A 26,122-nucleotide genomic window follows, 5' to 3' on the forward strand; every position below is an offset into this window, starting at 1 on the left:
GATGGGTCAGCGGCGGGCAACTACAGAAAACAGATGCCAGTGTTTGCTGCGACCGACTGCGGTTTTTCCGCTTCGGTCGATCTCTTCCAGTTCGATGATTTCCCAGCCGTACAGCAGGTCCTGCAAGTGTGCGCGGCTGTGAATGGTCAGTTGTGGGCTGTTGGCCCAGTCATCGTGCTCGCCAAAGAAGTGCCCGGCAAACAATCCGCCGTCGCGAAGCGCGTCGCTTATGCGTTGCCAGAGCTGCGCGAAGGCCTCGGGTGGGCAGAACGGTAGGGCGAAGCTGCTGTTGATCAAGCTGGCAGTGGGGAGCTTGAAGTGTTCAAACGCGGCGCAATGGGATTCCAGCGCTTCCCGGTGCTCGGTCGGTACTTGCGCATGCAGGCATTCGAGGGCCTGGGGCTCATTATCAATCGCCACAACCTGCCAGCCGCGGCGCAGTAGTTCGAGGGTGTCGCGCCCTGCGCCGCAGCCAAGATCCAGCGCCAAGCCTGGGGGCTGCTGCCAGCAGTCGAGGGCACGCAGCAAGGTGGGTTGGGCAGGGGGCCCTGGGTGGCGGCGTAGAAACGGTTCTTATCCACGCGGTCTGTCCTTAGAACGGTGCCGGGCACTCGAAGCGCATGCGTTCGCCTGTTTGCGGGTGGTTCAGGCTGAGCATGCTGGCGTGCAGGCACAGGCGCGGGTGGGCGGCCAGGGCTTGTGCATGGGCGTACAGGCCGTCGCCGAGTAGCGGGTGGCCGATAGACAGCATGTGCACGCGCAGCTGGTGCGAGCGACCGGTGATCGGCGTCAGCTCGACGCGGCAATGCTCGGCGTGGCGTTCCAGCACCTTCCAGTAGGTCAGGGCATGTTTGCCCTGTTCATGGTCGACTACGTGGCGCGGCTTGGTCGGCGGGTCGTAGCGCAGCGGCAGGTCGATGCTGCCGCTGTCCAGCTCGGGTTGGCCCCAGCACAGTGCGGTGTAGGCCTTCTCGGTTTCGCGGTCGTGGAACTGCCGCGACAGCTCGCGGTGGCTGTCGGCATCGCGGGCCAGGACGATGATCCCCGAGGTTTCCCAGTCCAGGCGATGGACGATGCGCGCTTCCGGGTAGCCGTTTTCCTGCAGGCGGGTGACCAGGCAATCGCGGTTGTCCTCGGCGCGGCCGGGCACCGAGAGCAGCAGGGTGGGCTTGTTGATCACCAGCAGGGCGGCGTCCTGGTGGAGAATTTCTACTTGGCTGAGGGGCATGGGCTTCTTGAGTGCGCGTCGGTCTGCTGGTGTAGGAGCGGGCTTGCCCGCGATGGCTTTATCGGTGCGAGTTAAGCGCTTCGCGGACAAGTTCGCTCCTACAGGTTCTGTGTCGGGCTGAAATAAAATGGCGGCCCTTGGGCCGCCACTTTATTCAGGTTTCGCCTGCGGATACGGGTTAACGGTCCGGCAGGGTGATGTTGAGTTCCAGAATGGAACAGCTGCCCTGGTTTTCCAGAGCAACCTGTACTTGATCCGAGTCGATGTTCACGTACTTGCGGATCACCTCGACCAGCTCTTGCTGCAGGGCCGGCAGGTAGTCCGGCTGGCTGCGCTGGCCGCGCTCGTGGGCGACGATGATTTGCAGACGCTCTTTCGCAATGGACGCGGTGGTTTCTTTCTTGCGCTCACGAAAGAAGTCAAAAATGTTCATTCACGACCTCCAAACAGGCGTTGCATGAATCCCTTCTTCTGCACATCGAGGAATCGATGTGCAACTTCCTTGCCCAGCAGACGGTCAACCGCGTCGCTGTAGGCCTGGCCAGCGTCGCTCTGGTCGTCGAGGATCACCGGCACACCCTGGTTCGAGGCCTTGAGTACGGCTTGCGACTCCGGGATCACGCCGAGCAGGCGGATGGCGAGGATCTCCTCGACGTCTTCGACGCCGAGCATTTCGCCTTTTACCACGCGCTCAGGGTTGTAGCGGGTCAGCAGCAGGTGTTCCTTGATCGGCTCTTCGCCTTTCTCGGCGCGGCGCGATTTGCTCGCCAACAGGCCGAGCATGCGGTCCGAGTCACGAACCGAGGAGACTTCCGGGTTGGTCACGACAATCGCTTCATCGGCGAAATACATGGCCAGGTGCGCGCCTTTTTCGATACCGGCCGGCGAGTCGCAGACCACGTATTCGAAGTTTTCGCGCAGCTCGTTGATGATTTTCTCGACGCCTTCTTGAGTCAGCGCGTCCTTGTCACGGGTCTGGCTGGCAGCCAGCACGTAGAGATTTTCCAGGCGCTTGTCTTTGATCAGGGCCTGGGTGAGGGTCGCTTCGCCGTTGACCACGTTGACGAAGTCGTACACCACGCGGCGTTCGCAGCCCATGATCAGGTCAAGGTTACGCAGGCCGACGTCGAAATCGACGATGACAGTCTTGTGCCCGCGCAGGGCGAGGCCGGTACCGATGGCAGCGCTGGTGGTGGTTTTACCGACGCCACCTTTGCCGGACGTAACAACGAGGATCTTGGCCAAGGTGATTCACCCCAAAATGTAGAAAAAACGCAGGTTTCCGTGGCCTATCTCAGGCTTCCGGGTGCCCTGTCTGTGTCCTTGAAAAGTGGCGGCAGTATCCGTTAAAGGCGGGTGATGTTCAACACGTCACCCGACAGGCTGACATGCACCGCTTCGCCCCAGAGTGGGTCGCGGCGCAAGTCTTCGGCCACCTTGTATTGGCCGGCGATGGAGAGCAGTTCCGCGCCCATCTGCTGGCAGAAAATCCGCGCCTTGAGATTGCCCTTGATGCCGGCCAGTGCCCGGCCGCGCATCGGTGCGTAAACATGGATGTTGCCGTCGGCGAGAAGTTCCGCGCCGGCGCTGACCGGGGTCAGGACGATCAGGTCGCCACCCTGGGCATATACCTGTTGGCCGCCGCGTACTGGGCTGGTGATGATTTTGCTCGGCTTGAACTCCGGTTCGGCGGGCTTTTCCGGCTTTGGTGGGGGCAGGTCGATCAAGCGTTCACGCGCGCCGGAGGGTGGCAGTACGGGTAAATCCAGCGCTTCGGCAGCGGCGATATCGGCTTCACGGTTGGCGCGGATCGCCAGGGTACGCAGGCCGTGCTTGCGGCAGACCGCCATCAGCTCGGCCAGATCCAGTACGCCTTCGCCTTCCGGCAGCTTGTCCAGGGCCAGTACCAGCGGGGTGTTGCTGAAGAAGGCTGGGGCCTGGGCGACTTTTTCGCTGAGCTGCTGGTCGAGGCGGGCGAGGTCGTTGTGCGCCAGCTGCATCACGGTGATGGCCAGCATGCTGCCTTTAAGCTGGAATACGGGGTCTTGCTCGAGGAGATCAGCTTGGCTCATGGTCTGCCTGATACGGCCCTTATTTAGGAACTGGGGGAAAAGTAAGCCGGACTTATAGCGAGAACGCCGCGCGCTCGCAAGTTCGCGCCGCGAAACCAGGCGGCGGACAAACTCCTGATAGAATGCCGCGCTTTATTGCGTGCCTTGGACCTGTGTTATGGATCGCCCAGTATTTCGCACTTATTTCCTGCATCCGCGTTTTTGGCTGTTGTGGCTGGGCCTGGGCCTGCTGTGGCTGGTCGCCCAGCTGCCTTATAAGGTGCTGTTGTGGCTGGGCCGCTGCCTGGGTCGGGTGATGTATCGCCTGGCCAGTTCGCGGCGCAAGATTGCCGCGCGCAATCTGGAACTGTGTTTCCCGCAGATGCCCGCCGCCGAGCGCGAAGCGCTATTAAAGGAAAACTTCGCCTCCACCGGCATCACCTTCTTTGAAATGGCTATCGCCTGGTGGTGGCCCGCCGAGCGCCTGCGTCGCCTGGGCAGCATCGAAGGCCTGGAGCATCTGCGTCAGGCCGAGGCCGACGGCCAGGGTGTGATCCTTATGGCGCTGCATTTCACCACCCTGGAAATGGGCGGCGGCCTGCTCGGTATGGCGCAGAACATGTACGGCATGTACCGCCCGCACAAGAATCCGCTGTTCGACTACATGCAGCGTCGCGGTCGCGAGCAGCGTCTGCTCGGGGTGATTGGTCGTGATGACGTGCGCGGCATGCTCAAGCTGCTGCGCGCCGGTGGGGTGGTCTGGTATGCACCGGATCAGGATTACGGCGCCCAGCGCAGTGTATTTGTGCCGCTGTTCGGAGTACCTGCGGCTACCGTCACCGCCACCAGCAAGTTCGCCCGTATGGGGCGTGCTCAGGTGATTCCTTTTACCCAGCAGCGTTTGCTCGATGGCCAGGGCTATCGCCTGGTGATTCATCCACCGCTGGCGGACTTCCCCACCGACAGCGAAGAGGCCGACTGTCTGCGCGTCAATCAGTGGATCGAACAGGCTATCAGCGCCTGCCCCGAGCAGTATCTATGGGCGCACCGACGCTTCAAGACGCGGCCCGAAGGCGAGCCGAAGCTCTATAAGAAGAAACGTTAGAGCCGCCATCCAATTGGCGGGTTGTTGCGCTGAAGTGAGGTTTCTTGGCGTTGGGCTGTTCCGTGTGCGCCAGGCTGACTCCTATACTGGCTGAAAAACAATAGGAAACAGCCTATGCCGCACACTGCTTCAACCAATAAGCCGGTTACCGGGCTGATTCTCTCCGGCGGTGGCGCACGGGCGGCCTATCAGGTTGGCGTGTTGTCGGCGATTGCCGACTTGCTGCCCAACGCCGCGCATAATCCCTTTCCGGTTATCGTCGGCACTTCGGCTGGTGCCATCAATGCGGTGGGGCTGGCCTGCGGGGCGTTGCACTTCACCGAGGCGGTGCGTCGGCTGACTAGCGTCTGGCAGGGTTTTCATACTCATCAGGTATACCGCAGTGATTGGCCGGGCGTGTTGCGCCAGGCCAGTCGCTTTATTGGCCACAGCTTGCTCGGGCTGGGCAGCCAGGTGCCGGTGGCGTTGCTCGACAGTTCGCCGCTGGCCGATCTGCTCGGGCGCGAGCTGGATTTCAGTGGGATCGCCGCGGCCGTGCGCCATCGCCAATTGCGCGCAGTGGCGGTGACTGCATTCGGTTATGAAACCGGTCAGGCGGTGACCTTCTATCAAGGCCGCGCCACTATCGATCCCTGGTTTCGCCACCGTCGGGTCGGTGTGCCAACCCGCCTGGCCCTCGAGCATCTGCTGGCCAGTGCCTCGATTCCGTTGATATTTCCGCCGGTAAAGATCAACCGTGAATACTTCGGCGACGGTGCGGTGCGTCAGTCCGCGCCGATTAGCCCGGCTCTGCATTTGGGTGCGACGCGGGTGCTGGTGGTTGGGGTCAGTGGCAATCCGGCCGGGCCGCAGGCTCAGCTGCCGGTAGTGCGGCCGCAGCACAGCCGGCCGCCGAGCCTGGCGCAGATCTGTGGGCATATGCTCAACAGCACCTTTATTGACAGCCTGGAAAGCGATATCGAATTGCTTGAGCGGCTTAATCAGATGGGCAGGTTGATTCCCGCCGAAAGCCATCCACGTGGCTTGGGCCTCAAGCCGGTGGATGTGCTGGTGATTTCTCCCAGCCAGCCGCTGGACCTGATCGCCGCGCGCCATCGCCATGAGCTGCCCAAGGCCCTGCGCCTTTTCTTGCGTGGCCCAGGGGCAACCAAAGCCAGCGGGGCAGGGGTGCTGAGTTACCTGCTGTTCGAGCCGGGTTACTGCAACGAGCTGATTGAGCTGGGTTATCAGGACGCCATGACGCAGAAAGCTCGCCTGATCGAGTTTCTCTGCCTGGACAGCCCGCCGGTACCGGCGGTAATTCCGGTAACCGCTTAGCCAGGCCATCACCTTTTGTTTGATCCCGGCCGCCTGCGCGGCCGAATTCCTTTTCCGCGTGGCCGAGAAAACCGCGCCAAGGCGGGTGGCTGCATTTAAACTGCGCCTTCCCGATGCTTTCTGTCGCATTTGCGAAGCAGCGGATTTCCTCGGGTTGGCGCTATAAGAAGTTGTCGCATGGCGGCAATGCCGGCCCCGGATCAGTCCCTACAATCCTTCACATCGCCTGCTATTGAATGCAGGTGTTCCTCGTTAGGAGAGCTCAGATGTCCGTTCAGCACGACCCGGTGCAACGCGCCGATTTCGACCAGGTGATGGTGCCCAACTACGCACCCGCAGCCTTTATTCCAGTACGTGGCGCCGGTTCGCGCGTGTGGGATCAGAGCGGTCGCGAGCTGATCGACTTTGCCGGTGGTATTGCCGTCAACGTGCTGGGCCACGCCCATCCGGCGCTGGTCAAGGCGCTCACCGAGCAGGCCGGCAACCTCTGGCACGTATCCAACGTGTTCACCAACGAACCGGCCCTGCGCCTGGCCAAGAAACTGATCGACGCCACCTTCGCTGACCGCGTGTTCTTCTGTAACTCTGGTGCCGAAGCCAACGAGGCCGCTTTCAAACTGGCTCGTCGCGTAGCCTTCGATAAGTTCGGCGAAGACAAATGCGAAATCATCGCCGCGACCAACAGCTTCCACGGTCGCACCCTGTTTACCGTCAGCGTTGGCGGTCAGCCGAAGTATTCCGACGGTTTCGGCCCGAAGATCCAGGGCATCAGCCACATTCCTTATAACGATATCGAGGCACTGAAGGCCGCGGTATCGAACAAGACCTGCGCCGTGGTTCTGGAGCCGATTCAGGGTGAGGGCGGCGTGTTGCCGGCTGACCTGGCTTACCTGCAAGCGGCCCGCGAGCTATGCGACAAGCACAATGCGTTGCTGGTATTCGACGAAGTGCAGAGCGGCATGGGGCGTAGTGGTGCGCTGTTCGCCTATCAGCATTACGGCGTGACCCCGGACATTCTCTCCAGCGCCAAGAGCCTGGGCGGCGGTTTCCCGATTGGCGCAATGCTTACCACTAGCGAGCTGGCCAAGCACCTGGCAGTCGGCACCCACGGCACCACTTACGGTGGTAACCCGCTGGCCTGTGCGGTGGGTGAGGCGGTGATCGACACCATCAACACCCCTGAAGTACTCAAAGGGGTGAAGGCCAAGCACCTGCACTTCAAAACCAAGCTGGAGCAGATCGGCCAGCAGTACGGCGTGTTCAGCGAAGTACGTGGTCTCGGTCTGCTGATCGGTGCTGTGTTGTCCGATGCCTGGAAAGGCAAGGCCAAGGCGATTCTCGACGCCGCTGCCGTGGAAGGCGTGATGGTGCTGCAGGCCAGCCCGGATGTGGTGCGCTTCGCCCCAAGCCTGGTGGTGGAAGACGACGATATCGATGAGGGTCTGGCGCGTTTCGAGCGTGCCGTGGCCAAGCTGACCCAAGTCTGATTGCCGGCCTGGCCTGCCGTTATACGGCAGGTCAGGCTGCGCTTGCTCGACCCACGGATGGGTTGAGCTAACAGCAAGGAAGCCTGTCTCTGTGTGTGCCGCAGTTGTGTTGCGGTTTTCTCTGAGCCGTCCGCGTTGGGCTGCTTGGAGCTTTTATCAAAAGGAGTGGCACCATGCTGGTGATGCGCCCCGCGCAAATGGCCGACCTCACTGAAGTGCAGCGTCTCGCCGCGGACAGCCCGGTTGGTGTGACTTCACTGCCGGACGATGCCGATCGTCTGCGCGAAAAGATTGCTGCCTCGGAGGCCTCGTTTTCCGCCGAAGTCAGCTTCAACGGTGAAGAAAGCTACTTCTTCGTTCTCGAAGACAGCGAGAGCGGCCGCCTGGTTGGTTGCTCCGGCATCGTTGCTTCGGCCGGCTACTCCGAGCCGTTTTACAGCTTCCGTAACGAAACCTTTGTGCACAACTCCCGTGAGCTGAAGATCCATAACAAGATCCACGTGCTCTCGCTGTGCCACGACCTCACCGGTAACAGCCTGCTGACCAGCTTCTACGTCGAGCGGCCGCTGGTGAACACCGCCTGGTCGGAACTCAATTCGCGCGGTCGCCTGCTGTTTCTCGCCAACCACCCGGAGCGCTTTGCCGATGCGCTGGTGGTGGAGATTGTCGGTTACAGCGACGAGGCCGGTGATTCGCCGTTCTGGGATGCCGTGGGGCGTAACTTCTTCGATATGAACTACACCGAGGCCGAGCGCCTGTGTGGTCTGAAAAGCCGCACCTTCCTCGCCGAGTTGATGCCGCATTACCCGATCTACGTGCCGCTGTTGCCTGATGAGGCGCAAGAAGCCATGGGTCAGGTGCATCCGCGGGCGCAGATCAGCTTCGACATCCTCATGCGTGAAGGTTTCGAGACTGACCATTACATCGACATCTTCGATGGCGGCCCGACCCTGCACGCGCGCACCTCGGGTATCCGCTCGATTGCCCAGAGCCGCGTGGTGCCGGTGCGCATCGGCGAGCCTGGCAAAGGCGGGCGGCCGTACCTGGTCAGCAACGGCCAGCTGCAGGATTTCCGCGCGATTGTTGCGGAGCTGGATTGGGTGCCGGGTAAGCCGGTCACCTTGAGTGTTGCGGCCGCCGAGGCCTTGGGCGTCGGCGAGGGCGTCAGCGTACGCCTGGTTGCGGTTTAAGGAGTTAGCGCATGATCGTTCGTCCCGTCCGCAGCGCCGATCTGCCGGCCCTGTTTCAGCTGGCGCGCAGTACCGGCGCTGGTTTGACTACGCTGCCGCCAATGAGGAGCGCCTGGCGCACCGCGTTGGCTGGGCCGAGAAAACCTTCCGTGGCGAAGCCGCGCGTGCCGATGCCGACTACCTGTTCGTGCTCGAAGACGACAACGGCGAGGTGGTCGGTATCTCCGCCGTCGCCGGCGCCGTTGGCCTGCGCGAGCCCTGGTACAACTACCGGGTCGGTCTGACCGTCAGCGCCTCGCAGGAGCTGAACATCCACCGGCAGGTGCCCACGCTGTTTCTGGCCAACGACCTGACCGGCAACTCCGAGTTGTGCTCGCTGTTTTTGCGCAGTGACCAGCGCAGTGGCCTGAATGGCCGGCTGTTGTCGAAGGCGCGCTTTCTGTTTATTGCCGAATTCCGTGAGCTGTTCGGCGACAAGGTGATTGCCGAGATGCGCGGCATGTCCGATGAGCAGGGCCGTTCACCGTTCTGGGAAAGCCTGGGGCGGCACTTCTTCAAGATGGATTTCTGCCAGGCCGACTACCTCACCGGCGTGGGCAACAAGGCCTTTATTGCCGAGCTGATGCCCAAGTTTCCGCTCTATACCTGCTTCCTCTCGGAGGATGCGCGCAACATCATTGGTCGCGTGCATCCGGACACCGAGCCGGCGCTGGCCATGCTCAAGGGCGAGGGGTTCAGCTACCAGGGCTATGTCGACATCTTTGACGCCGGCCCGGCCATCGAGGCCGAAACTGCGAAAATTCGTGCCGTGCAGGACAGTCAGGTGCTGGTGTTGGCCGTCGGCACCCCAGGTGATGACGCCCCGCAGTTTCTGATCCACAACCGCAAGCGCGAAGACTGCCGGATTACCGCAGCGCCGGCACCCTGGTGGTCGACGCGCAGACCGCCAAGCGTCTACGGCTGTCGGCGGGCGATCAGGTGCGAGCGGTCGCGGTTTCTGCTCGCGGCTAAAGGCTGCTTTCCCAAGTAGTGCGACGCAGCTGTCTCTATTTGCCGATCCGGCGCAGGCCGGGTCTAAACCTTGCTGGGAGTGATAAAACAAGATGAGCACTCATTATATTGCCGGTGCCTGGCACGCAGGCCAGGGTGAAGCCCTGGAATCGCTCAATCCGGTCAGCCAGGAAGCTATCTGGCAAGGTCAGGCGGCCAGTGCTGCACAGGTTGACGCTGCCGTACAGGCCGCCCGTAGCGCATTCCCAGCCTGGGCCTCGCGTTCGCTGGATGAGCGCATTGCCGTGCTCGAGCAGTTTGCCACCACCCTGAAAAGCCATGCCGATGCCCTGGGCCACTGCATCGGTGAAGAGACCGGCAAGCCGCTGTGGGAAACCGCCACCGAAGTCACCAGCATGGTCAACAAGGTCGCCATCTCCAACCAGAGCTACCGCGAGCGCACCGGTGAGAAGAGCGGGCCGCTGGCCGACGCCACCGCCGTGCTGCGGCACAAACCGCATGGTGTGGTTGCGGTGTTTGGTCCGTACAACTTCCCCGGTCACCTGCCTAACGGTCATATCGTGCCGGCGCTGCTGGCGGGCAATTGCGTGGTGTTCAAGCCCAGCGAGCTGACGCCGAAAGTCGCCGAGCTGACCGTTAAATGCTGGATCGAAGCCGGCTTGCCGGCAGGCGTACTCAACCTGGTGCAGGGCGCGCGCGATACCGGTGTGGCTTTGGCTGCGAATGACGGCATCGACGGGCTGTTCTTTACCGGCTCCAGCAGCACCGGCAACCTGCTGCACAGCCAGTTCGCCGGTCGTCCGGACAAGATCCTCGCCCTGGAAATGGGCGGCAACAACCCGCTGCTGGTTGATCAGGTCGCTGATCTCAATGCAGCGGTGTACACCATTATTCAGTCAGCCTTTATCTCCGCCGGCCAGCGCTGCACCTGCGCGCGCCGCCTGCTGGTGCCGCAAGGCGCGTGGGGCGACAGCCTGCTGGAGCGTCTGGTGGACGTGGCTGCGAGCATCAAGGTCGGCAGTTTCGATGCCCAGCCTGCGCCCTTTATGGGGTCGGTGATTTCCCTGGCAGCCGCGCAGCACCTGATCAAGGCCCAGCAGCATCTGCTGACCCAGGGCGCCAAACCGCTGCTGGAAATGACCCAGCCGCTGCAGGGCGCCGCCTTGCTCACCCCAGGCATCGTTGATGTGACCGAAGTCGCCAATCGTCCGGATGAAGAGTTCTTCGGACCGCTGCTGCAGGTGATTCGCTACACCGATTTTGCTGCGGCTATAGCCGAGGCCAACAACACCCAGTACGGCCTGGCCGCTGGTCTGCTGTCCGATTCCAAGGCGCGCTACGAGCAGTTCTGGCTGCAAAGCCGTGCCGGTATCGTCAACTGGAACAAACAGCTGACCGGCGCCGCCAGTACTGCGCCATTCGGCGGTGTGGGCGCCTCTGGCAATCACCGCGCCAGTGCCTATTACGCGGCTGATTACTGCGCCTACCCGGTGGCCTCGCTGGAATCCGACAGCCTGAGCCTGCCTGCCACCCTGACCCCCGGAGTAAGTCTGTGAGCAACTCATTTGAAGTGAATTTTGACGGTCTGGTCGGGCCGACTCACAACTACGGCGGCCTGTCCTATGGCAACGTCGCCTCGCAGAGCAACAGTCAGGCTGCGTCCAACCCGAAAGAAGCGGCCAAGCAGGGCCTGGCCAAGATGAAGGCCCTGATGGAAATGGGCTTCAAGCAGGGCGTACTGGCTCCGCAGGAGCGCCCGAATGTCGCCGTGCTGCGCAGCCTGGGCTTTACCGGGACCGACGCCCAGGTGATCCAGAAGGCCGCGAAAGACGCCATGCCGCTGCTGGTCGCCAGCTGCTCGGCGTCCAGTATGTGGACGGCCAACGCTTGCACCGTCAGCCCGAGTGCCGATACGGCCGATGGTCGTGTGCATTTCACCGCCGCCAACCTCAACTGCAAATTCCACCGTTCGATCGAACACCCGACCACCAGCCGGGTACTCGGCGCCATGTTCGCCAATGAGCAGCACTTCGCTCACCACGCCGCGCTGCCGGCAGTCGGTCCGTTCGGCGATGAAGGCGCGGCCAACCACACACGCTTCTGCAAAGGCTACGGCGATGCAGGTGTGGAGTTCTTCGTGTTCGGTCGCAGCGCCTTTGACAGCCGCTTCCCGGCGCCGCAGCGTTACCCGGCGCGGCAGACTCTGGAGGCCTCGCAGGCGGTTGCCCGTCTGCACGGTCTGAGCGATGAGGGCGTGGTTTACGCCCAGCAAACGCCTGCGGTGATTGATCAGGGCGTGTTCCACAACGATGTGATCGCGGTGGGCAATGGCGAGGTGCTGTTCTATCACCAGGACGCCTTTTTCGACACCGACAAGGTGCTGGCCGAGCTGAGCGACAAGCTCGCCCGCCGTGGCGGCAACTTCCAGGCTGTGTGTGTACCGCGTGATGCGGTGACGGTGGAGGATGCGGTCAAGTCCTACCTGTTCAACAGCCAGCTGTTGACTCGCGCCGATGGCAGCATGCTGCTGATCGTGCCGGAGGAATGCCGCAACAACGCCAATGTCTGGCGCTACCTGGAGCAGCTGACCAGCGGTAACGGGCCGATCCGCGAGGTCAAGGTCTTCGACCTCAAGCAGAGCATGCAGAATGGCGGTGGTCCGGCATGCCTGCGCTTGCGCGTGGCGCTCAAGGAGCACGAGCTGGCGGCGGTCAATCAGGGTGTGATCATGACCCCGACCCTGCATGACAGCCTCAACGTCTGGGTCGACAAGCACTACCGTGATCGCCTGAGCGAAAACGACCTGGCTGACCCACAATTGCTGAACGAATGTCGTACGGCCTTGGACGAACTGACGCAGATCCTTAAACTGGGCGCGGTTTATCCATTCCAATTAGCTTGATTGAGTACTTATTACCATGTCCGACGCCCTGCAACTGATCCTCGAAGACACCGATGGCACCCAGCTGGAAACCTCCTGCACGCGGTTTGCCGTAGTCTGGCAGGGTAAGGAAATCTGGATTCAGCAGGTCGGTAACGGCCAGCTGATGATCGGTGTAGACGTGGAGGAGGGCGACACCGAATACGCCAACCTGCTGCTGCGCCCACTGGCTACCAACCTGGTCAGCCTGGAGCTGGAAATGGAAGCCGCCGGCCTGGACGAAGACGACGATCACGTGCACGGCCCTGACTGCAATCACGATTGAGGAAACGCCCATGCTTGCCCTCGGCAAACTGCTTGAACTGACCCTCGCCGGCCACGAACCGGCAGCGAAGATTCAGCTGACCCCCGAGGGCACGCGTTTGCGTTGGCTGGCCGAAGGCGCATTGGAGATAACGCCGCCGGTGGCCAGCGACAATGGCCTGGATCTGCTGCTGTCTGCAGGCATCCATGGCAACGAAACCGCGCCGATTGAATTGCTCGACCGCCTGCTGCAAGGCATCGCTCGCAACCAGCTGAAATCGCGTGCGCGCATTCTCTTTCTGTTCGGTAACCCCGCCGCCATGCGCAGCGGTGAGCGTTATATCGAGCAGGACATCAACCGCTTGTTCAACGGCCGCCACGATCAGCACGCAGGCGCGGAAGCGTTGCGCGCCTGTGATCTGGAACATCTGGCTGCAACCTTCTTCAGCAAGCCGGATCGCACCCGTCTGCATTACGACCTGCACACCGCGATTCGCGCGTCTAAGATCGAGCAGTTCGCCCTCTATCCCTTTCAGGAAGGCCGCCCGCGCAGCCAGCGCGAACTGGCGCGCTTGAGCGCAGCCGGAATCGAAGCGGTGCTGCTGCACAACAAGAGTTCGATCACCTTCAGCGCCTACACCTATACCCAGCTGGGTGCGGAGGCCTTCACCCTGGAACTGGGAAAGGCGCGGTCGTTCGGGCAGAACGAACTGGTCAACCTTGATCTGCTTGAGCAGCATTTGCGGGCGCTGATCGAGGGCCGCGAGCCAGAAGGTGCCGCTGATGATCTGGGCGAGCTGAAGTTATTTGCCGTAGCGCGCGAGGTGATCAAACACAGCGACGCCTTCAAGCTGCACCTGCCGGCGGATATCGAGAACTTCAGCGAATTGCCACTTGGCTACCTGTTGGCCGAGGATCTGGCCGATACCCGCTGGGTGGTGGATGAGCCGGGTGCCCGCATCATCTTCCCCAATCCCAAGGTCAAGAACGGTCTGCGCGCCGGTATCCTGATCGTCCCCGCCGAAGATGTGCAGCTGGCTTGATCCAGTAGGGTGGATGGCGCTTTATCCATCCGCCAATTGATGCACGCAAGGTGGATGAAAAAGGCGTCATCCACCCTACACATCTGTCCTGCGTTTTCTTACCTGATCTGTACCTTGTTTGCCTGTGTGGCGCGCTTTAGCATCGGGCTTTAGCCTCATCTAAGGACTGCCCGCCATGCCCGTTATCGACCTGCGCAGCGACACCGTCACCCAGCCGACCCCTGGCATGCGCGAGGCCATGCAGGCCGCCGAACTGGGCGATGACGTGTATGGCGAAGACCCCACGGTCAATCACCTGGAGCAGTTTCTGGCCGCCGAGCTGGGCTTTGCTGCCGCGCTGTTTGTACCCACCGGTACCATGAGTAACCTGCTCGGGCTGATGGCCCATTGCGCGCGTGGCGACGAATATATCGTCGGTCAGCAGGCGCATACCTATAAGTACGAAGGCGGCGGCGCGGCGGTGCTGGGCTCGATCCAGCCGCAGCCGATCGATGGCGAAGCCGATGGCTCGCTGGACTTGGCCAAGGTCGAAGCAGCAATCAAACAGGATGACTTCCACTTCGCCCGCACCCGCCTGCTGGCACTGGAAAACACCATGCAGGGCAAGGTACTGCCGCAGGCTTATCTGCAGGCGGCGCGTGAGTTGTGCACGCGACGTGGCTTGGCTCTGCATCTCGACGGCGCGCGTTTGTATAACGCGGCGGTCAAGCTGGGCGTGCCTGCGCGGGAAATCACTCAATACTTCGATTCGGTCTCGGTGTGCCTGTCCAAGGGCCTTGGCGCACCGATGGGCTCGGTGCTGTGCGGCTCAGCCGAGTTGATCGGTAAGGCGCGGCGGCTGCGCAAGATGGTCGGCGGCGGCATGCGTCAAGCCGGCATGCTCGCGGCGGCCGGTTTGTATGCGCTGCAGCATCAGGTTTCGCGCTTGGCTGAGGATCATGCCAATGCCGAGCGCTTGGCCGCAGGCTTGCGTGAGCTGGGTTATGCGGTGGAGCCGGTGCAGACCAATATGGTCTACGCCCAGGCGGGTGAACAGGCCGGCGCGCTGAAGGCCTTCTGCGCCGAGCGCGGGATCAAGCTCACTGCTGCGCCGCGGCTGCGCATGGTCACGCATTTGGATATTGCCGCTGCGGATATCGATCAGGTGGTGGCAGCCTTCGCCAAATTTCGCCGGAGTTGATTGTCTTGGCGCGATGAATAGTCGCTCTCTATCAATAAAGGCACTAGCCCCCTAGCGCAGGCCCGATATAATGCGGCCCTTTGCCGGCTTTGTCGTGGCCGCTGGTTTTTGGAAGATTCCTATGAAAAGCGCAGAAATCCGTGAAGCCTTCCTCAGCTTCTTCGAACAGAAGGGACACACCCGTGTCGCCTCCAGCTCCCTGATTCCGGGTAATGACCCGACCCTGCTGTTCACCAACGCGGGGATGAACCAGTTCAAGGATTGCTTCCTCGGCCTGGAAAAGCGCGCCTACACCCGCGCCGCCACCAGCCAGAAGTGCGTGCGTGCCGGCGGCAAGCACAACGACCTGGAAAACGTCGGTTACACTGCGCGTCACCACACTTTTTTCGAAATGCTCGGCAACTTCAGCTTTGGCGACTATTTCAAGCGCGACGCCATTCACTTCGCCTGGGAGTTCCTCACCGGCGAAAACTGGCTGAACCTGCCCAAGGAAAAACTCTGGGTCACCGTCTACGCCACAGACGACGAAGCCTATGACATCTGGAACAAGGAAATCGGCGTTCCGGCTGAACGCATGATCCGCATCGGCGACAACAAAGGCGCACCGTATGCGTCCGACAACTTCTGGACCATGGGCGACACCGGCCCGTGCGGCCCGTGCACCGAGATTTTCTTCGACCACGGCGAGCATATCTGGGGTGGCCCACCCGGCTCGCCAGAAGAAGACGGTGATCGTTACATTGAGATCTGGAACAACGTCTTTATGCAGTTCAACCGCACCGCAGACGGTGTGCTGCATCCGCTGCCGGCGCCGAGTGTGGACACTGGCATGGGGCTGGAGCGCGTCAGCGCGCTGCTGCAACACGTCAACTCGAACTACGAGATCGACCTGTTCCAGAGTCTGCTGAATGCAGCGGCCAAGGCTATCGGTTGCGTCAACGAGGGCCAGGCTTCGCTGAAGGTGGTGGCTGACCACATCCGTTCCTGCGGCTTCCTGATCGCCGACGGCGTCACCCCGTCAAACGAAGGTCGTGGCTACGTGCTGCGCCGCATCATCCGCCGCGCCTGCCGCCACGGTAACAAGCTGGGTGCCAAGGGCAGCTTCTTCTACCAGATCGTTGCCGCGTTGGTAGCCGAGATGGGCGATGCCTTCCCTGAGCTGAAACAGCAGCAGGCGCATATCGAGCGCGTGCTGAAAACTGAAGAAGAGCAGTTTGCCAAGACCCTGGAGCAGGGCCTGAAGATCCTCGAGCAGGACCTGGCCGAGCTCAAAGGCACCGTCATTCCGGGCGATGTGATCTTCAAGCTGTACGACACCTTCGGCTTTCCGATGGACCTCACCGGCGACATCGCCCGTGAGCGTGAGCTGACTCTGGATGAAGAAGGTTTCGAGCGCGAAATGCAGGCGCAGCGCGAGCGCGCACGTTCTGCCAGTGCTTTCGGCATGGACTACAACAGCCTGGTCAAGGTCGACAGCGACACTGCGTTCCTCGGCTACCAGGGCACCAGTGGCAGCGGCAAGATCATTGCGTTGTTCAAGGCCGGCCAGGCCGTCGACAGCCTGGGTGAAGGCGAGGAGGGCGTAGTCGTCCTCGACCAGACGCCGTTCTATGCAGAATCCGGTGGTCAGGTTGGTGACTGCGGCTTCCTTGAAGGTGCTGGTGTGCGTTTCGAAGTGCGTGATACCACCAAGGCTGGCGGCGCATTCCTGCACCACGGCGTTGCGCTCAAAGGCGGCTTGAGCGTCGGTACTTCGCTCAAGGCCGAAGTTGACGCCAGTGTGCGTCAGGCCACTGCGCTCAATCACTCGGCGACTCACCTGCTGCATGCGGCGCTGCGTCAGGTGCTGGGCGAGCACGTGACCCAGAAGGGCTCGTTGGTCGACAGTCAGCGTCTGCGTTTTGACTTCAGCCACTTCGAGGCGATCACGCTTGCGCAGCTGAAAGAGCTGGAGGCCATCGTCAACCGCGAAGTGCGCGCTAACAGCGAAGTGGAAACCCTGGAAACCGATATCGAAACTGCCAAGGCCAAGGGGGCCATGGCGCTGTTCGGTGAGAAGTACGGCGATCAGGTTCGCGTGTTGAGCATGGGTGGCGATTTCTCCGTTGAGCTGTGCGGCGGTACTCACGTCAAGCGCACCGGTGATATCGGTCTGTTCAAAATTATCAGCGAAAGCGGTGTGGCGGCTGGCGTGCGTCGAATTGAAGCGATTACCGGCGCAGCAGCCTTTGCCTACCTGAACGGCGCCGAAGAGCAGCTGAAAGAAGCCGCTGCGCTGGTCAAGGGCAGTCGTGACAACCTGCTGGACAAGCTGGTCGGTGTGCTGGAGCGCAACCGTCAGCTGGAAAAAGAGCTGGAACAGCTCAAGGCCAAGGCCGCCAGTGCGGCAGGTAATGACCTGGCGGGTTCGGCTGTCGACGTCAAAGGCATCAAGGTGCTGACGGCGCGTCTCGACGGTCTGGACGGCAAGGCGCTGCTGGCGATGGTCGATCAGCTGAAGAACAAGTTGGGCAGTGCAGTCATCCTGCTCGGCGGCGTGCAGGACGACAAGGTCGTCCTGGTGGCCGGTGTGACCCAGGACCTGACCGCCAAGCTGAAGGCCGGCGAGTTGATGAAGCAGGCGGCTGCGGCCGTCGGTGGCAAGGGTGGTGGTCGTCCGGACATGGCGCAAGGCGGCGGCGTTGATGCGGCGGCCCTCGATGGTGCGCTGGCGTTGGCCGTCTCCTTTGCCGAGCAAGGTCTGTAAGTACCTGATTGCTTGAGTGCAAAGACCAGGGCCCGGTATACGCCCGGCGGGCCTTGGCAGGCTATTGAGTTATCTGTTTAATGGGCGCCCTTCACGGGCTGAGGCGGCTTTGAAATGGCTTTGATCGTACAGAAATTTGGCGGCACCTCCGTCGGCACTGTTGAGCGTATTCAGCAGGTGGCCGCGAAGGTGAAGAAATTCCGCGAAAACGGCGATGACATTGTGGTTGTGGTTTCCGCCATGAGCGGTGAAACCAATCGCCTGATCGATCTGGCCAAACAGGTCAGTGATGGTCAGCCGGTACCGCGTGAACTCGACGTGATGGTCTCTACCGGCGAGCAGGTGACGATTGCCCTGCTGGCCATGGCGCTGATCAAGCTTGACGTGCCGGCGGTGTCCTATACCGGCAGCCAGGTGCGCATCCTGACTGACAGTGCACACAACAAAGCGCGCATCCTGCAGATCGATGATCAGAAACTGCGTGCCGACCTCAAGGCCGGTCGTGTGGTGGTGGTTGCGGGTTTCCAGGGTGTCGACGAGCACGGCAATATCACCACCCTCGGTCGTGGCGGTTCCGATACCACGGGTGTGGCGTTGGCCGCTGCGCTGAAGGCCGATGAGTGCCAGATCTACACCGACGTCGATGGTGTCTACACCACCGATCCGCGTGTGGTGCCGCAGGCTCAGCGTCTGGAAAAAATCACCTTCGAAGAGATGCTGGAAATGGCCAGTCTCGGTTCCAAGGTGCTGCAGATTCGCTCGGTGGAATTCGCCGGCAAGTACAACGTCCCGCTGCGCGTGCTGCACAGCTTCCAAGAGGGGCCGGGCACCCTCATTACCCTTGATGAAGAGGAATCCATGGAACAGCCGATCATCTCCGGCATCGCTTTCAACCGCGACGAAGCCAAGCTGACCATCCGTGGCGTACCGGACATCCCGGGCGTGGCGTTCAAAATTCTCGGCCCGATCAGTGCTGCGAACATCGAAGTGGACATGATCGTGCAGAACGTTGCGCACGATAACACCACCGATTTCACCTTCACCGTGCACCGCAATGACTACAGTGCGGCGCAGCAGGTGCTGGAGAACACCGCTCGCGAGTTGGGTGCGCGTGAAGTGATTGGCGACACCAAGATTGCCAAGGTGTCCATCGTCGGCGTTGGCATGCGTTCCCACGCAGGTGTTGCCAGCCGCATGTTCGAGGCGCTGGCCAAGGAAAACATCAATATTCAGATGATCTCCACCTCGGAGATCAAAGTCTCTGTGGTGATCGAAGAGAAATATCTGGAGTTGGCGGTGCGCGCCCTGCACACTGCTTTTGAACTGGATGCCCCGGCCCGTCAGGGCGACTGAGGCATTATCCGAAAGGCGCGGTTTATCCCGCGCCTTTTGTCTTTTTGGTTGGCATGAGCGGGAACTTTCTTTCTGCTCACACTGGTCAATACTTGGGTGAAGGCTCTGCTTGAGATGTTCGGGGCTGCCATCATTTTCTTTTTTGCAGACTGCTGTTGTCCTGAACTGATATCCGTAAGGAGAAAGGAATGCTGATTCTGACTCGCCGGGTCGGAGAGACCCTGATGGTGGGTGACGAAGTCACTGTCACCGTGTTGGGCGTTAAAGGTAATCAGGTGCGCATTGGCGTTAACGCGCCGAAAGAGGTTGCCGTGCACCGTGAAGAAATTTACCAGCGCATCCAGAAAGAGAAAGGCGAAGAACCAAGCCACTAATTTTTATCGAAATTTTGGCTTTGCAAACGGGGGAAACATGGTTATCATGCGCCCCGTGTTGCGGAGAGGTGGCCGAGTGGCCGAAGGCGCTCCCCTGCTAAGGGAGTACATCTCAAAAGGGTGTCGGGGGTTCGAATCCCCCCTTCTCCGCCATTATTTAGTGCTGTAGGCGTTGGTGTTGAAAGTCTGCAGTGCAAGCGTTACATGCACTCATAGCTCAGCTGGATAGAGTACTCGGCTACGAACCGAGCGGTCGGAGGTTCGAATCCTCCTGAGTGCACCAAATTGGAATGGCTTGCAGCGATGCAGGCCATTTTGTTTCAGCCAGCGGTGATCTGGTTTAAAAGCGCCATATGCACTCATAGCTCAGCTGGATAGAGTACTCGGCTACGAACCGAGCGGTCGGAGGTTCGAATCCTCCTGAGTGCACCAAACAAGAAGGGCCTGCAGCGATGCAGGCCCTTTTTTATTGCTTGCTATTTATCGTTTCTCGCTGCGACCCGGCGGGTTGTCGCTGTAAGACGTTAAAAGTGACTGTTGGTCATTTTTTACTCGCCGATTTTCGTTTGGCCTTGCCTTTGACGCAGCCGGCTTCATCGAAGCTGACGTTGCGCTTGTTGCCTTTCTTGCCCTGGTAAACGTAGCGCGTCTGGCCGTTCTGTTCGGTGACCTTGTCAGGCTTGCCGAGGCTGCTCTCGACGTCGCTGCGGCTCATGCCCAGGCGTATCTGCTGCTTGATGATGGCGGCGCGCCGCTCGCTGCTGCTGCTGAGGTGATTGCCGCAGCCGTCCTGCTTAGTGCCGATCACTGTCAGCTTGTGTTGATCTTTCTTCTTGCTCTCGCGGCTGGCCTTGTGCGGTTTGGCCAATGGCACTGGTTTGCCGCTGCCGGGTGTGGGGTTGTAGGCCTGTTGCAGACTTTGGCTGTGTTCGTCGGGGCAACCTTGTCGGGTGAATGTGATGTGGCCTTTGGCGTCTTCACAGCGAAATACGGTTGAGCTGAGTGTGGGTAGGGGGCAAAGCAGAATGGCGCAGAAAGCTGCGCAGTGCAGTCCATGCATGGTGCGTCCTCCGTGACGGTCCATGTGCAAGGGTAGTCGATACCTTTGTCTGCGTCAGGCGTGCCTTTGCCTGTGCCAGGCACGTCGCAGTTACAGATGTGCAAGCGCGCTTAAGTTTGTCGTGCAAGCGCTTGTTCTAGGATTGTTTTTGTCACATGCAAAGCGCCTGGGCGGTGGTATCATTCGCAGCGTCAGCCCCGCCGGGGCTTGTGGAAAACCACCATGGACTTACCCAGTAGTTACTCAGAATCTCGATTGTGCAATCACGTATTGACTGATTGACCCTCCGTGGCGTGCGCTGCCGCTGGGGGTGGAGCGCGCCATGACTGAAGTAGAAGCAAAAAAGCCGCAAGAAAGCCTGCAAAATCGCCTGGCCCAGGTGGTCGAGCTGTTGCATCGGCACAAGCTGGTCGAAGACCTGACTCATCGTCAGGAAGGCCAGCATCACGACCGGGTGGAAAGCCTGGTGCATCGGCAGAACCTCGCCGAATTGCAGCGCAAGCTCGATGAGCTGCACTCCGCCGACGTTGCCCATATTCTCGAAGCCTTGCCGCTTGATGACCGCCTGACGGTCTGGCAGCTGGTCAAGGTTGAGCGCGACGGCGACATCCTCCTCGAAGTGTCTGACGCGGTGCGTGAAACCCTGCTTGCGGACATGGATGACCATGAAATTCTTGCGGCCGCGAGGGACATGGATGCCGACGAGCTGGCCGACCTGGCCTCCGAGCTGCCGCGCGATGTCGTGCATGAGCTGATGGAAAGCCTTGATGCGCAGCAGCGTGAGCGTGTGCGCTCGGCGTTGTCCTACGAGGAGGGTCAGGTCGGTGCGCTGATGGACTTCGAGATGGTCACCATCCGCGAAGATGTCAGCCTGGAGGTGGTGTTGCGCTACCTGCGCCGCCTCAAGGAGCTGCCGGGGCACACCGACAAACTGTTTGTGGTCGATTACGACGGTGTGCTCAAGGGCGTGCTGCCGGTCAAGCGCCTGCTGGTCAATGACCCGGAGAAGCTGGTCAGCGAAGTCATGGCCACTGATCCGGTAAGTTTTCACCCGGATGAAGACGGCTACGACGCTGCACAGGCGTTCGAGCGTTATGACCTGATCTCTTCGCCCGTGGTGGACAAGAACGGCAAGTTGATTGGCCGTTTGACCATCGATGAGATGGTCGATCTGATCCGTGAGGAAAGCGAAAGCGAAGTCCTCAATATGGCCGGTCTGCGCGAGGAGGAGGACATCTTTGCCTCGGTGTGGAAATCCCTGCGCAACCGTTGGGCCTGGTTGGCGATCAACCTAGTTACTGCCTTTATGGCGTCGAGGGTGATTGGCCTGTTCGAAGACTCCATCGAGAAGCTGGTCGCCCTGGCTGCGCTGATGCCGATTGTTGCGGGCATAGGTGGCAACTCGGGTAACCAGACCATCACCATGATCGTGCGCGCCATGGCGCTGGATCAGGTCAGCACCGGCAATACCTCGCGGCTGATTCGCAAGGAGCTGGGTGTGGGGTTGGTCAACGGTATCGTCTGGGGTGGGGTGATCGGCGTGGTGGCCTACCTGCTCTATGACAGCTGGTCGCTGGGCGTGGTGATGACGGCTGCGATGGTGCTGAACCTGCTGCTGGCGGCGCTGATGGGGGTACTGATCCCTATGACGCTGGTGCGTATGGGGCGTGACCCAGCCTTGGGCGCCAGTGTGATGATCACGGCGGTGACCGATAGTGGTGGTTTCTTTATCTTCCTCGGTTTGGCCAGTTTGTTCCTGCTCTAGCAGCCTGCCAGGATGATGACGCTTTCTCTACAGAAAATGTCTCATTAGGCTGCTCTGGGTTTGCTTCAAACGCTCGTTTCACGCTAAGGTTCGCCAGCTTTGCCTGGGATCAGCTCCCGGGCGCTCCTATCTAATAATTAACGCAGCTCATACGTAGCTGGTAATGGAGCCAAGATGACCCCTAGTGAACTCCTCCTCGAGGGTGTCGAGCTCATGCTGTTCGGCCTGGGCACCGTATTCCTATTCCTGATGCTATTGGTGCTGATGATCCGCGTGATGTCGTGGGTTATCGAGTGCTTTGCCGCGAAAACACCCATTCCCGTATCTGTGCCATCAGCAGTCAAGCCGGCCTCCGACGAGCCGAGCGCTGATGTGCTAGCCGCTATCCAATCCGCTATTCACCAGCACCGCGCCCGCCGCGGGTGAGCCAGGTTCGACAGGGAGCATCTGTATGACTGCCGTAAAGAAAGCACTCGGAATTACTGATGTGGTGCTGCGTGACGCCCACCAGTCGATCCTGGCCACCCGTGTGCGCCTGGAAGACATGCTGCCGATCGCGCCCAGGCTCGATCAGGTTGGCTTCTGGTCTGTGGAATCCTGGGGCGGCGCGACCTTTGATGCGTGCATCCGTTACCTGGGTGAAGACCCATGGCACCGCATTCGCGAGCTGAAAAAGGCCATGCCCAACACCCGCCAGCAGATGCTGCTGCGCGGGCAGAACCTGTTGGGTTATCGCCACTACGCCGATGACGTGGTGGAAAAGTTTGTCGAACGCGCCGCCTTCAATGGTGTTGATGTGTTCCGTGTATTCGATGCGATGAACGACCCGCGCAACCTGCAAACTGCCCTCAAAGCAGTCAAGCAACTGGGCAAGCATGCTCAGGGCACCATTTCCTACACCACCAGTCCGGTGCATACCCTGGAAATGTGGGTTGATCTGGCCAAGCAGATCGAAGACATGGGCGCCGACTCGGTGGCGATCAAGGACATGGCCGGTATTCTTACGCCTTACACCGCGTTTGAGCTGGTGACGCGCCTGAAGGCGACCCTGTCGATCCCGATTCATATGCAGTGCCATGCCACGGCAGGGTTGTCGTCTGTGGCCATTCTCAAGGCCGTGGAAGCCGGCATCGACAATGTCGACACCGCTATTTCCTCGCTGTCGATGACCTATGGTCATTCGCCGACTGAGTCTGTAGTGGCGATGTTCCAGGGCACTGAGCGCGATACCGGGCTTAACTTGGAGCTGCTCGAAGAAATTGCCGCCTACTTCCGTGAAGTGCGGAAGAAGTACGCCAAGTTCGAGGGCAACCTCAAGGGTGTCGATTCGCGCATCCTGGTCGCCCAGGTGCCAGGTGGCATGCTCACCAATATGGAAGGCCAGCTGAAAGAGCAGGGCGCCCAGGACAAATTCGACGAAGTGTTGGCTGAGATTCCGCGCGTACGCGAAGACCTCGGCTTTATCCCGTTGGTAACGCCAACCTCGCAGATCGTCGGCACCCAGGCAGTGATCAACGTGCTCACCGGTGAGCGCTACAAGTCGATCACCAAGGAAACCGCCGGCATTCTGAAGGGTGAATACGGTGCAGCGCCGGCGCCTTTCAATAAAGAGCTGCAGGCGCGTGTGCTCGATGGCGCTGAGGCCGTTACTTGCCGTCCGGCCGATCTACTTGAAGCCGAGATGGACAAACTGACTGCCGAGCTCAAGGGCATTGCCAAAGAGAAAGGTATCAAGCTCGCCGCTGACGAAATCGACGACGTGCTGACCTACGCGCTGTTCCCGCAGATCGGCCTGAAGTTTCTGGAAAATCGCGGTAACCCGGCGGCGTTCGAGCCGGCACCGACCGGCAAGGAAGCGCCAGTTCGTGAAGCTGGCAAGCCTGAGGTCTACACCGTTGAAGTGGGCGGCAAGTCCTATGTGGTGCAGGTCAACGAAGGTGGCGACATCGAAGGGCTGAAGGCTGTCGGTGGCGGTGCTAATTCGGCTGCGGCGGTAGCTGCCCCCGTTGGTGTTGGCGAGCCGCAGAGTGCCCCGCTGGCTGGCAACATCTTCAAGGTGCTGGTGCAGCCAGGCCAGGCGGTGGAAGAAGGGCAGCTGGTGATCATTCTCGAAGCCATGAAGATGGAAACCGAGATTCGTGCGTTCAAGGCCGGCACCATTGCTGCGGTCAACGTCAAGGTCGGTGATGCGGTGGCGGTGGGCGACAGTCTGCTGACCATCGGTTAAGGGAGCGCAGTAATGGATAAGCTCCTCAAGCTTTGGCAGAGCACCGGCCTGTACCACGTTGAGGTCGGTCAGCTGTTTATGATCGCGGTGTGCATTCTGCTGATCTACCTGGCGATCAAGAAGGGCTTTGAGCCTCTGCTGCTGTTGCCGATTGGTTTTGGCGGCCTGCTGGCCAACATCCCGGTGGCCAATATGGCCGAGGGTGCGGGCTTCCTGCATATGATCTACGAGGTGGGTCTGCCCACCAGTATCTTCCCGTTGCTGATTTTCCTCGGCGTCGGCGCCATGACCGATTTTGGTCCGATGCTGGCTAATCCGAAAACCCTGTTGCTTGGTGCGGCGGCGCAGTTCGGCATCTTCGGTACTCTGATGGGTGCGTTGGCGATCACTGCTCTGGGTATTCCAGGGCTTGAGTTCACCCTCAAGGAAGCTGCATCCATCGCCATCATCGGCGGTGCCGATGGTCCTACCTCGATTTTCGTGACCTCCAAGCTGGCCCCGCATCTGCTCGGCCCGATTGCGGTGGCGGCCTATGCCTATATGGCGCTGGTGCCGTTGATTCAGCCGCCGATCATGCGTGCACTGACCACCAAGGAAGAGCGCGCCATTGTGATGCAGCAGCTACGCCCTGTGGGTCAGGCCGAGAAGATTATCTTCCCGATTGTGTTGTGCCTGCTGATCGGCATGCTGTTGCCGGATGCTGCGCCGCTGATCGGCATGTTCGCCCTGGGTAACCTGCTGCGTGAGGCTGGTGTGGTTGAACGTCTGGCCGACACGTCGCGTAATGCGCTGATCAATATCGTCACCATCTTCCTTGGCCTGACTGTGGGCTCGAAGCTCTCTGCCGATTCCTTCTTGCAGTTGAAGACGCTGGGCATCCTCAGTCTGGGGATGGTGGCGTTCTGTGCTGGTACGGCAGCTGGTGTGCTGATGGCCAAGCTGATGAACCTGTTCAGTAAGAACAAGATCAACCCGTTGATTGGTTCGGCTGGTGTGTCTGCGGTGCCGATGGCGGCGCGGGTGTCGAACAAGGTCGGGCTGGAAGCCAACCCACAGAACTTCCTGCTGATGCATGCCATGGGCCCGAACGTGGCTGGGGTGATTGGTTCTGCAGTGGCAGCGGGTGTGTTGCTCAGTTTTGTTGGCTAATTAACACGAGCCATAAAAAACCGCCTTAAGGGCGGTTTTTTATGGCCTGCCATCCCTGATGGCCATCTTGCAGGCCGACGCGGTGCGGCGTTAAAAATGGCTCCAGGCCATTTTTTATTGGCAGCAAAAAAACCGGCCTAGGCCGGTTTTTTCGTTGTGTCGCGCAGTCAGGCTTCTTCGGCTGCCATCTCGGCATCGTGAGCAATCAATGCCACCAGGGCATTCTGCTGACGGCGTGACAGCTGGCGGAAGCGTTGCAGCAGCTCACGCTCGTGCAAGGACAGATCTGGGCTGTCCAAGCGCATGTTGAGGTCGTCACCCAGAGCGCTTTCCTGGAGCATGCTTTGCTCGAGGCGAGCAATGATCTCCGAGTTCATGCTGCGGTGATGGTTGCGTGCGACATCCGCAATACGTTCGCGCATGCCATCGGGCAGACGAACTACGAATTTGTCAGCGGTGCGGCTGGAATAGAGTGCTGGTTTCATAGGGCGCGTACATTAAACCGGTTAATTCAGGAAAGCGATACTGGCAATGGGCTATAGGATTGTCACCGGTTTGACCACCTTTAGCACTAACCGTTCAGCCAGAAAGCCGCTTAAATCGCATGTGACTCTATAGTCAATAGGTCGATAAATTGACGTCAATGACGTGT

23 protein-coding genes, 3 tRNA genes and 1 pseudogene are annotated in these 26,122 nt (G+C 60.4%); 20 read left to right on the forward strand and 7 right to left on the reverse strand.

Annotated elements, in window-relative coordinates; genetic code table 11:
• Positions 1–6 precede the first annotated feature (6 nt).
• From BLW24_RS14650 to minC, 5 genes are all read right to left on the reverse strand, one after another.
• On the reverse strand, positions 7–528 hold the full coding sequence (locus tag BLW24_RS14650; RefSeq protein ID WP_139272676.1) for a class I SAM-dependent methyltransferase: 522 nt from the start codon (positions 526–528) through the stop codon (positions 7–9).
• A gap of 64 nt (positions 529–592) precedes the next feature.
• Positions 593–1,228, reverse strand: coding sequence for an RluA family pseudouridine synthase (locus BLW24_RS14655; protein ID WP_090382874.1), 636 nt, complete (start codon positions 1,226–1,228; stop codon positions 593–595).
• A 178-nt stretch (positions 1,229–1,406) separates the two neighbouring features.
• The gene (minE, locus tag BLW24_RS14660; RefSeq protein ID WP_025165363.1) at positions 1,407–1,661 is read right to left on the reverse strand and encodes a cell division topological specificity factor MinE; all 255 of its coding nucleotides are present in this window, start codon (positions 1,659–1,661) and stop codon (positions 1,407–1,409) included.
• On the reverse strand, positions 1,658–2,473 hold the full coding sequence (gene minD, locus BLW24_RS14665; protein WP_090251774.1) for a septum site-determining protein MinD: 816 nt from the start codon (positions 2,471–2,473) through the stop codon (positions 1,658–1,660). Before minD ends, minE begins: the two co-directional genes overlap by 4 nt.
• Positions 2,474–2,574: 101 nt before the next feature.
• Positions 2,575–3,300: a septum site-determining protein MinC gene (gene minC, locus BLW24_RS14670; RefSeq protein ID WP_090382879.1), complete on the reverse strand. Its 726-nt coding sequence runs from the start codon at positions 3,298–3,300 to the stop codon at positions 2,575–2,577.
• A gap of 157 nt (positions 3,301–3,457) precedes the next feature.
• Between minC and BLW24_RS14675 the strand changes: the two genes are divergently transcribed.
• The 16 genes and pseudogenes from BLW24_RS14675 to BLW24_RS14750 all read left to right on the forward strand — a co-directional run bounded on the left by BLW24_RS14675 (position 3,458) and on the right by BLW24_RS14750 (position 19,701).
• Positions 3,458–4,384 carry a lipid A biosynthesis lauroyl acyltransferase gene (locus BLW24_RS14675; RefSeq protein ID WP_090382882.1) on the forward strand — a complete coding sequence of 309 codons (927 nt, stop codon included), beginning with the start codon at positions 3,458–3,460 and terminating at the stop codon, positions 4,382–4,384.
• A 114-nt stretch (positions 4,385–4,498) separates the two neighbouring features.
• Positions 4,499–5,701: a patatin-like phospholipase family protein gene (locus BLW24_RS14680; RefSeq protein WP_090382887.1), complete on the forward strand. Its 1,203-nt coding sequence runs from the start codon at positions 4,499–4,501 to the stop codon at positions 5,699–5,701.
• 266 nt (positions 5,702–5,967) lie between these two features.
• A complete protein-coding gene (locus BLW24_RS14685) occupies positions 5,968–7,188 on the forward strand; it encodes an aspartate aminotransferase family protein (RefSeq protein ID WP_090382893.1) in 1,221 nt (406 codons plus the stop codon).
• 173 nt (positions 7,189–7,361) lie between these two features.
• Positions 7,362–8,378 carry an arginine/ornithine succinyltransferase subunit alpha gene (aruF, locus tag BLW24_RS14690; RefSeq protein WP_090382898.1) on the forward strand — a complete coding sequence of 339 codons (1,017 nt, stop codon included), beginning with the start codon at positions 7,362–7,364 and terminating at the stop codon, positions 8,376–8,378.
• An 11-nt stretch (positions 8,379–8,389) separates the two neighbouring features.
• Positions 8,390–9,389: pseudogene (gene astA, locus BLW24_RS14695) on the forward strand (arginine N-succinyltransferase).
• 92 nt (positions 9,390–9,481) lie between these two features.
• Complete coding sequence (gene astD, locus BLW24_RS14700; RefSeq protein WP_090382901.1) at positions 9,482–10,945, forward strand: succinylglutamate-semialdehyde dehydrogenase; 1,464 nt, start codon at positions 9,482–9,484, stop codon at positions 10,943–10,945.
• Complete coding sequence (gene astB / locus BLW24_RS14705) at positions 10,942–12,291, forward strand: N-succinylarginine dihydrolase (RefSeq protein WP_090382905.1); 1,350 nt, start codon at positions 10,942–10,944, stop codon at positions 12,289–12,291. Before astD ends, astB begins: the two co-directional genes overlap by 4 nt.
• A 16-nt stretch (positions 12,292–12,307) precedes the next feature.
• Positions 12,308–12,595 (forward strand): topoisomerase II, encoded by a 288-nt coding sequence (locus BLW24_RS14710; protein WP_090382908.1) that lies wholly within the window; start codon positions 12,308–12,310, stop codon positions 12,593–12,595.
• Positions 12,596–12,605: 10 nt separating this feature from the next.
• Positions 12,606–13,616, forward strand: a complete 1,011-nt coding sequence (gene astE, locus BLW24_RS14715) for a succinylglutamate desuccinylase (protein WP_090382911.1) — start codon at positions 12,606–12,608, stop codon at positions 13,614–13,616.
• Positions 13,617–13,791: 175 nt separating this feature from the next.
• A complete protein-coding gene (ltaE, locus tag BLW24_RS14720; RefSeq protein WP_090382916.1) occupies positions 13,792–14,796 on the forward strand; it encodes a low-specificity L-threonine aldolase in 1,005 nt (334 codons plus the stop codon).
• 121 nt (positions 14,797–14,917) lie between these two features.
• The gene (gene alaS, locus BLW24_RS14725; protein ID WP_090382922.1) at positions 14,918–17,542 is read left to right on the forward strand and encodes an alanine--tRNA ligase; all 2,625 of its coding nucleotides are present in this window, start codon (positions 14,918–14,920) and stop codon (positions 17,540–17,542) included.
• 114 nt (positions 17,543–17,656) lie between these two features.
• Positions 17,657–18,895: an aspartate kinase gene (locus BLW24_RS14730; RefSeq protein WP_090382926.1), complete on the forward strand. Its 1,239-nt coding sequence runs from the start codon at positions 17,657–17,659 to the stop codon at positions 18,893–18,895.
• A 188-nt stretch (positions 18,896–19,083) separates the two neighbouring features.
• Positions 19,084–19,269 carry a carbon storage regulator CsrA gene (gene csrA, locus BLW24_RS14735; RefSeq protein ID WP_025165378.1) on the forward strand — a complete coding sequence of 62 codons (186 nt, stop codon included), beginning with the start codon at positions 19,084–19,086 and terminating at the stop codon, positions 19,267–19,269.
• A 62-nt stretch (positions 19,270–19,331) separates the two neighbouring features.
• Positions 19,332–19,422, forward strand: a tRNA-Ser gene (locus BLW24_RS14740).
• A gap of 53 nt (positions 19,423–19,475) precedes the next feature.
• A tRNA-Arg gene (locus BLW24_RS14745) sits at positions 19,476–19,552 on the forward strand.
• Positions 19,553–19,624: 72 nt separating this feature from the next.
• Positions 19,625–19,701 (forward strand) — tRNA-Arg (locus BLW24_RS14750).
• Between the two features lie 109 nt (positions 19,702–19,810).
• Here BLW24_RS14750 and bamE read toward each other — a convergent pair.
• Positions 19,811–20,329, reverse strand: coding sequence for an outer membrane protein assembly factor BamE domain-containing protein (bamE, locus tag BLW24_RS14755; RefSeq protein WP_090382930.1), 519 nt, complete (start codon positions 20,327–20,329; stop codon positions 19,811–19,813).
• A 322-nt stretch (positions 20,330–20,651) separates the two neighbouring features.
• On the opposite strand from bamE, the gene mgtE reads away from it, so the two are divergent.
• From mgtE to BLW24_RS14775, 4 genes are all read left to right on the forward strand, one after another.
• Entirely contained in the window at positions 20,652–22,094 is a 1,443-nt protein-coding gene (mgtE, locus tag BLW24_RS14760) for a magnesium transporter (protein WP_090382935.1), read from the forward strand.
• Between the two features lie 174 nt (positions 22,095–22,268).
• Positions 22,269–22,520: an OadG family protein gene (locus tag BLW24_RS14765; protein ID WP_090382939.1), complete on the forward strand. Its 252-nt coding sequence runs from the start codon at positions 22,269–22,271 to the stop codon at positions 22,518–22,520.
• 25 nt (positions 22,521–22,545) lie between these two features.
• A complete protein-coding gene (oadA, locus tag BLW24_RS14770) occupies positions 22,546–24,321 on the forward strand; it encodes a sodium-extruding oxaloacetate decarboxylase subunit alpha (RefSeq protein WP_090382947.1) in 1,776 nt (591 codons plus the stop codon).
• 12 nt (positions 24,322–24,333) lie between these two features.
• Positions 24,334–25,470 carry a sodium ion-translocating decarboxylase subunit beta gene (locus BLW24_RS14775; RefSeq protein ID WP_090382955.1) on the forward strand — a complete coding sequence of 379 codons (1,137 nt, stop codon included), beginning with the start codon at positions 24,334–24,336 and terminating at the stop codon, positions 25,468–25,470.
• A gap of 167 nt (positions 25,471–25,637) precedes the next feature.
• Here BLW24_RS14775 and BLW24_RS14780 read toward each other — a convergent pair whose 3' ends face one another.
• Entirely contained in the window at positions 25,638–25,955 is a 318-nt protein-coding gene (locus BLW24_RS14780) for an Arc family DNA-binding protein (protein ID WP_090382962.1), read from the reverse strand.
• Positions 25,956–26,122: the final 167 nt, after the last annotated feature.

This window comes from Pseudomonas anguilliseptica (genome assembly GCF_900105355.1).
Taxonomy (GTDB): Bacteria; Pseudomonadota; Gammaproteobacteria; order Pseudomonadales; family Pseudomonadaceae; genus Aquipseudomonas; species Aquipseudomonas anguilliseptica.

Excerpts from the sequence above, each read along its gene's own strand:
- BLW24_RS14655 (WP_090382874.1), bottom strand. The coding sequence starts at position 1,228 with ATGCCCCTCAGCCAAGTAGAAATTCTCCACCAGGACGCCGCCCTGCTG.
- minE (WP_025165363.1), bottom strand. The coding sequence starts at position 1,661 with ATGAACATTTTTGACTTCTTTCGTGAGCGCAAGAAAGAAACCACCGCG.
- minC (WP_090382879.1), bottom strand. The coding sequence starts at position 3,300 with ATGAGCCAAGCTGATCTCCTCGAGCAAGACCCCGTATTCCAGCTTAAA.
- BLW24_RS14675 (WP_090382882.1), top strand. The coding sequence starts at position 3,458 with ATGGATCGCCCAGTATTTCGCACTTATTTCCTGCATCCGCGTTTTTGG.
- BLW24_RS14680 (WP_090382887.1), top strand. The coding sequence starts at position 4,499 with ATGCCGCACACTGCTTCAACCAATAAGCCGGTTACCGGGCTGATTCTC.
- BLW24_RS14685 (WP_090382893.1), top strand. The coding sequence starts at position 5,968 with ATGTCCGTTCAGCACGACCCGGTGCAACGCGCCGATTTCGACCAGGTG.
- aruF (WP_090382898.1), top strand. The coding sequence starts at position 7,362 with ATGCTGGTGATGCGCCCCGCGCAAATGGCCGACCTCACTGAAGTGCAG.
- astD (WP_090382901.1), top strand. The coding sequence starts at position 9,482 with ATGAGCACTCATTATATTGCCGGTGCCTGGCACGCAGGCCAGGGTGAA.
- BLW24_RS14710 (WP_090382908.1), top strand. The coding sequence starts at position 12,308 with ATGTCCGACGCCCTGCAACTGATCCTCGAAGACACCGATGGCACCCAG.
- astE (WP_090382911.1), top strand. The coding sequence starts at position 12,606 with ATGCTTGCCCTCGGCAAACTGCTTGAACTGACCCTCGCCGGCCACGAA.
- ltaE (WP_090382916.1), top strand. The coding sequence starts at position 13,792 with ATGCCCGTTATCGACCTGCGCAGCGACACCGTCACCCAGCCGACCCCT.
- alaS (WP_090382922.1), top strand. The coding sequence starts at position 14,918 with ATGAAAAGCGCAGAAATCCGTGAAGCCTTCCTCAGCTTCTTCGAACAG.
- BLW24_RS14730 (WP_090382926.1), top strand. The coding sequence starts at position 17,657 with ATGGCTTTGATCGTACAGAAATTTGGCGGCACCTCCGTCGGCACTGTT.
- csrA (WP_025165378.1), top strand. The coding sequence starts at position 19,084 with ATGCTGATTCTGACTCGCCGGGTCGGAGAGACCCTGATGGTGGGTGAC.
- bamE (WP_090382930.1), bottom strand. The coding sequence starts at position 20,329 with ATGCATGGACTGCACTGCGCAGCTTTCTGCGCCATTCTGCTTTGCCCC.
- mgtE (WP_090382935.1), top strand. The coding sequence starts at position 20,652 with ATGACTGAAGTAGAAGCAAAAAAGCCGCAAGAAAGCCTGCAAAATCGC.
- BLW24_RS14765 (WP_090382939.1), top strand. The coding sequence starts at position 22,269 with ATGACCCCTAGTGAACTCCTCCTCGAGGGTGTCGAGCTCATGCTGTTC.
- oadA (WP_090382947.1), top strand. The coding sequence starts at position 22,546 with ATGACTGCCGTAAAGAAAGCACTCGGAATTACTGATGTGGTGCTGCGT.
- BLW24_RS14775 (WP_090382955.1), top strand. The coding sequence starts at position 24,334 with ATGGATAAGCTCCTCAAGCTTTGGCAGAGCACCGGCCTGTACCACGTT.
- BLW24_RS14780 (WP_090382962.1), bottom strand. The coding sequence starts at position 25,955 with ATGAAACCAGCACTCTATTCCAGCCGCACCGCTGACAAATTCGTAGTT.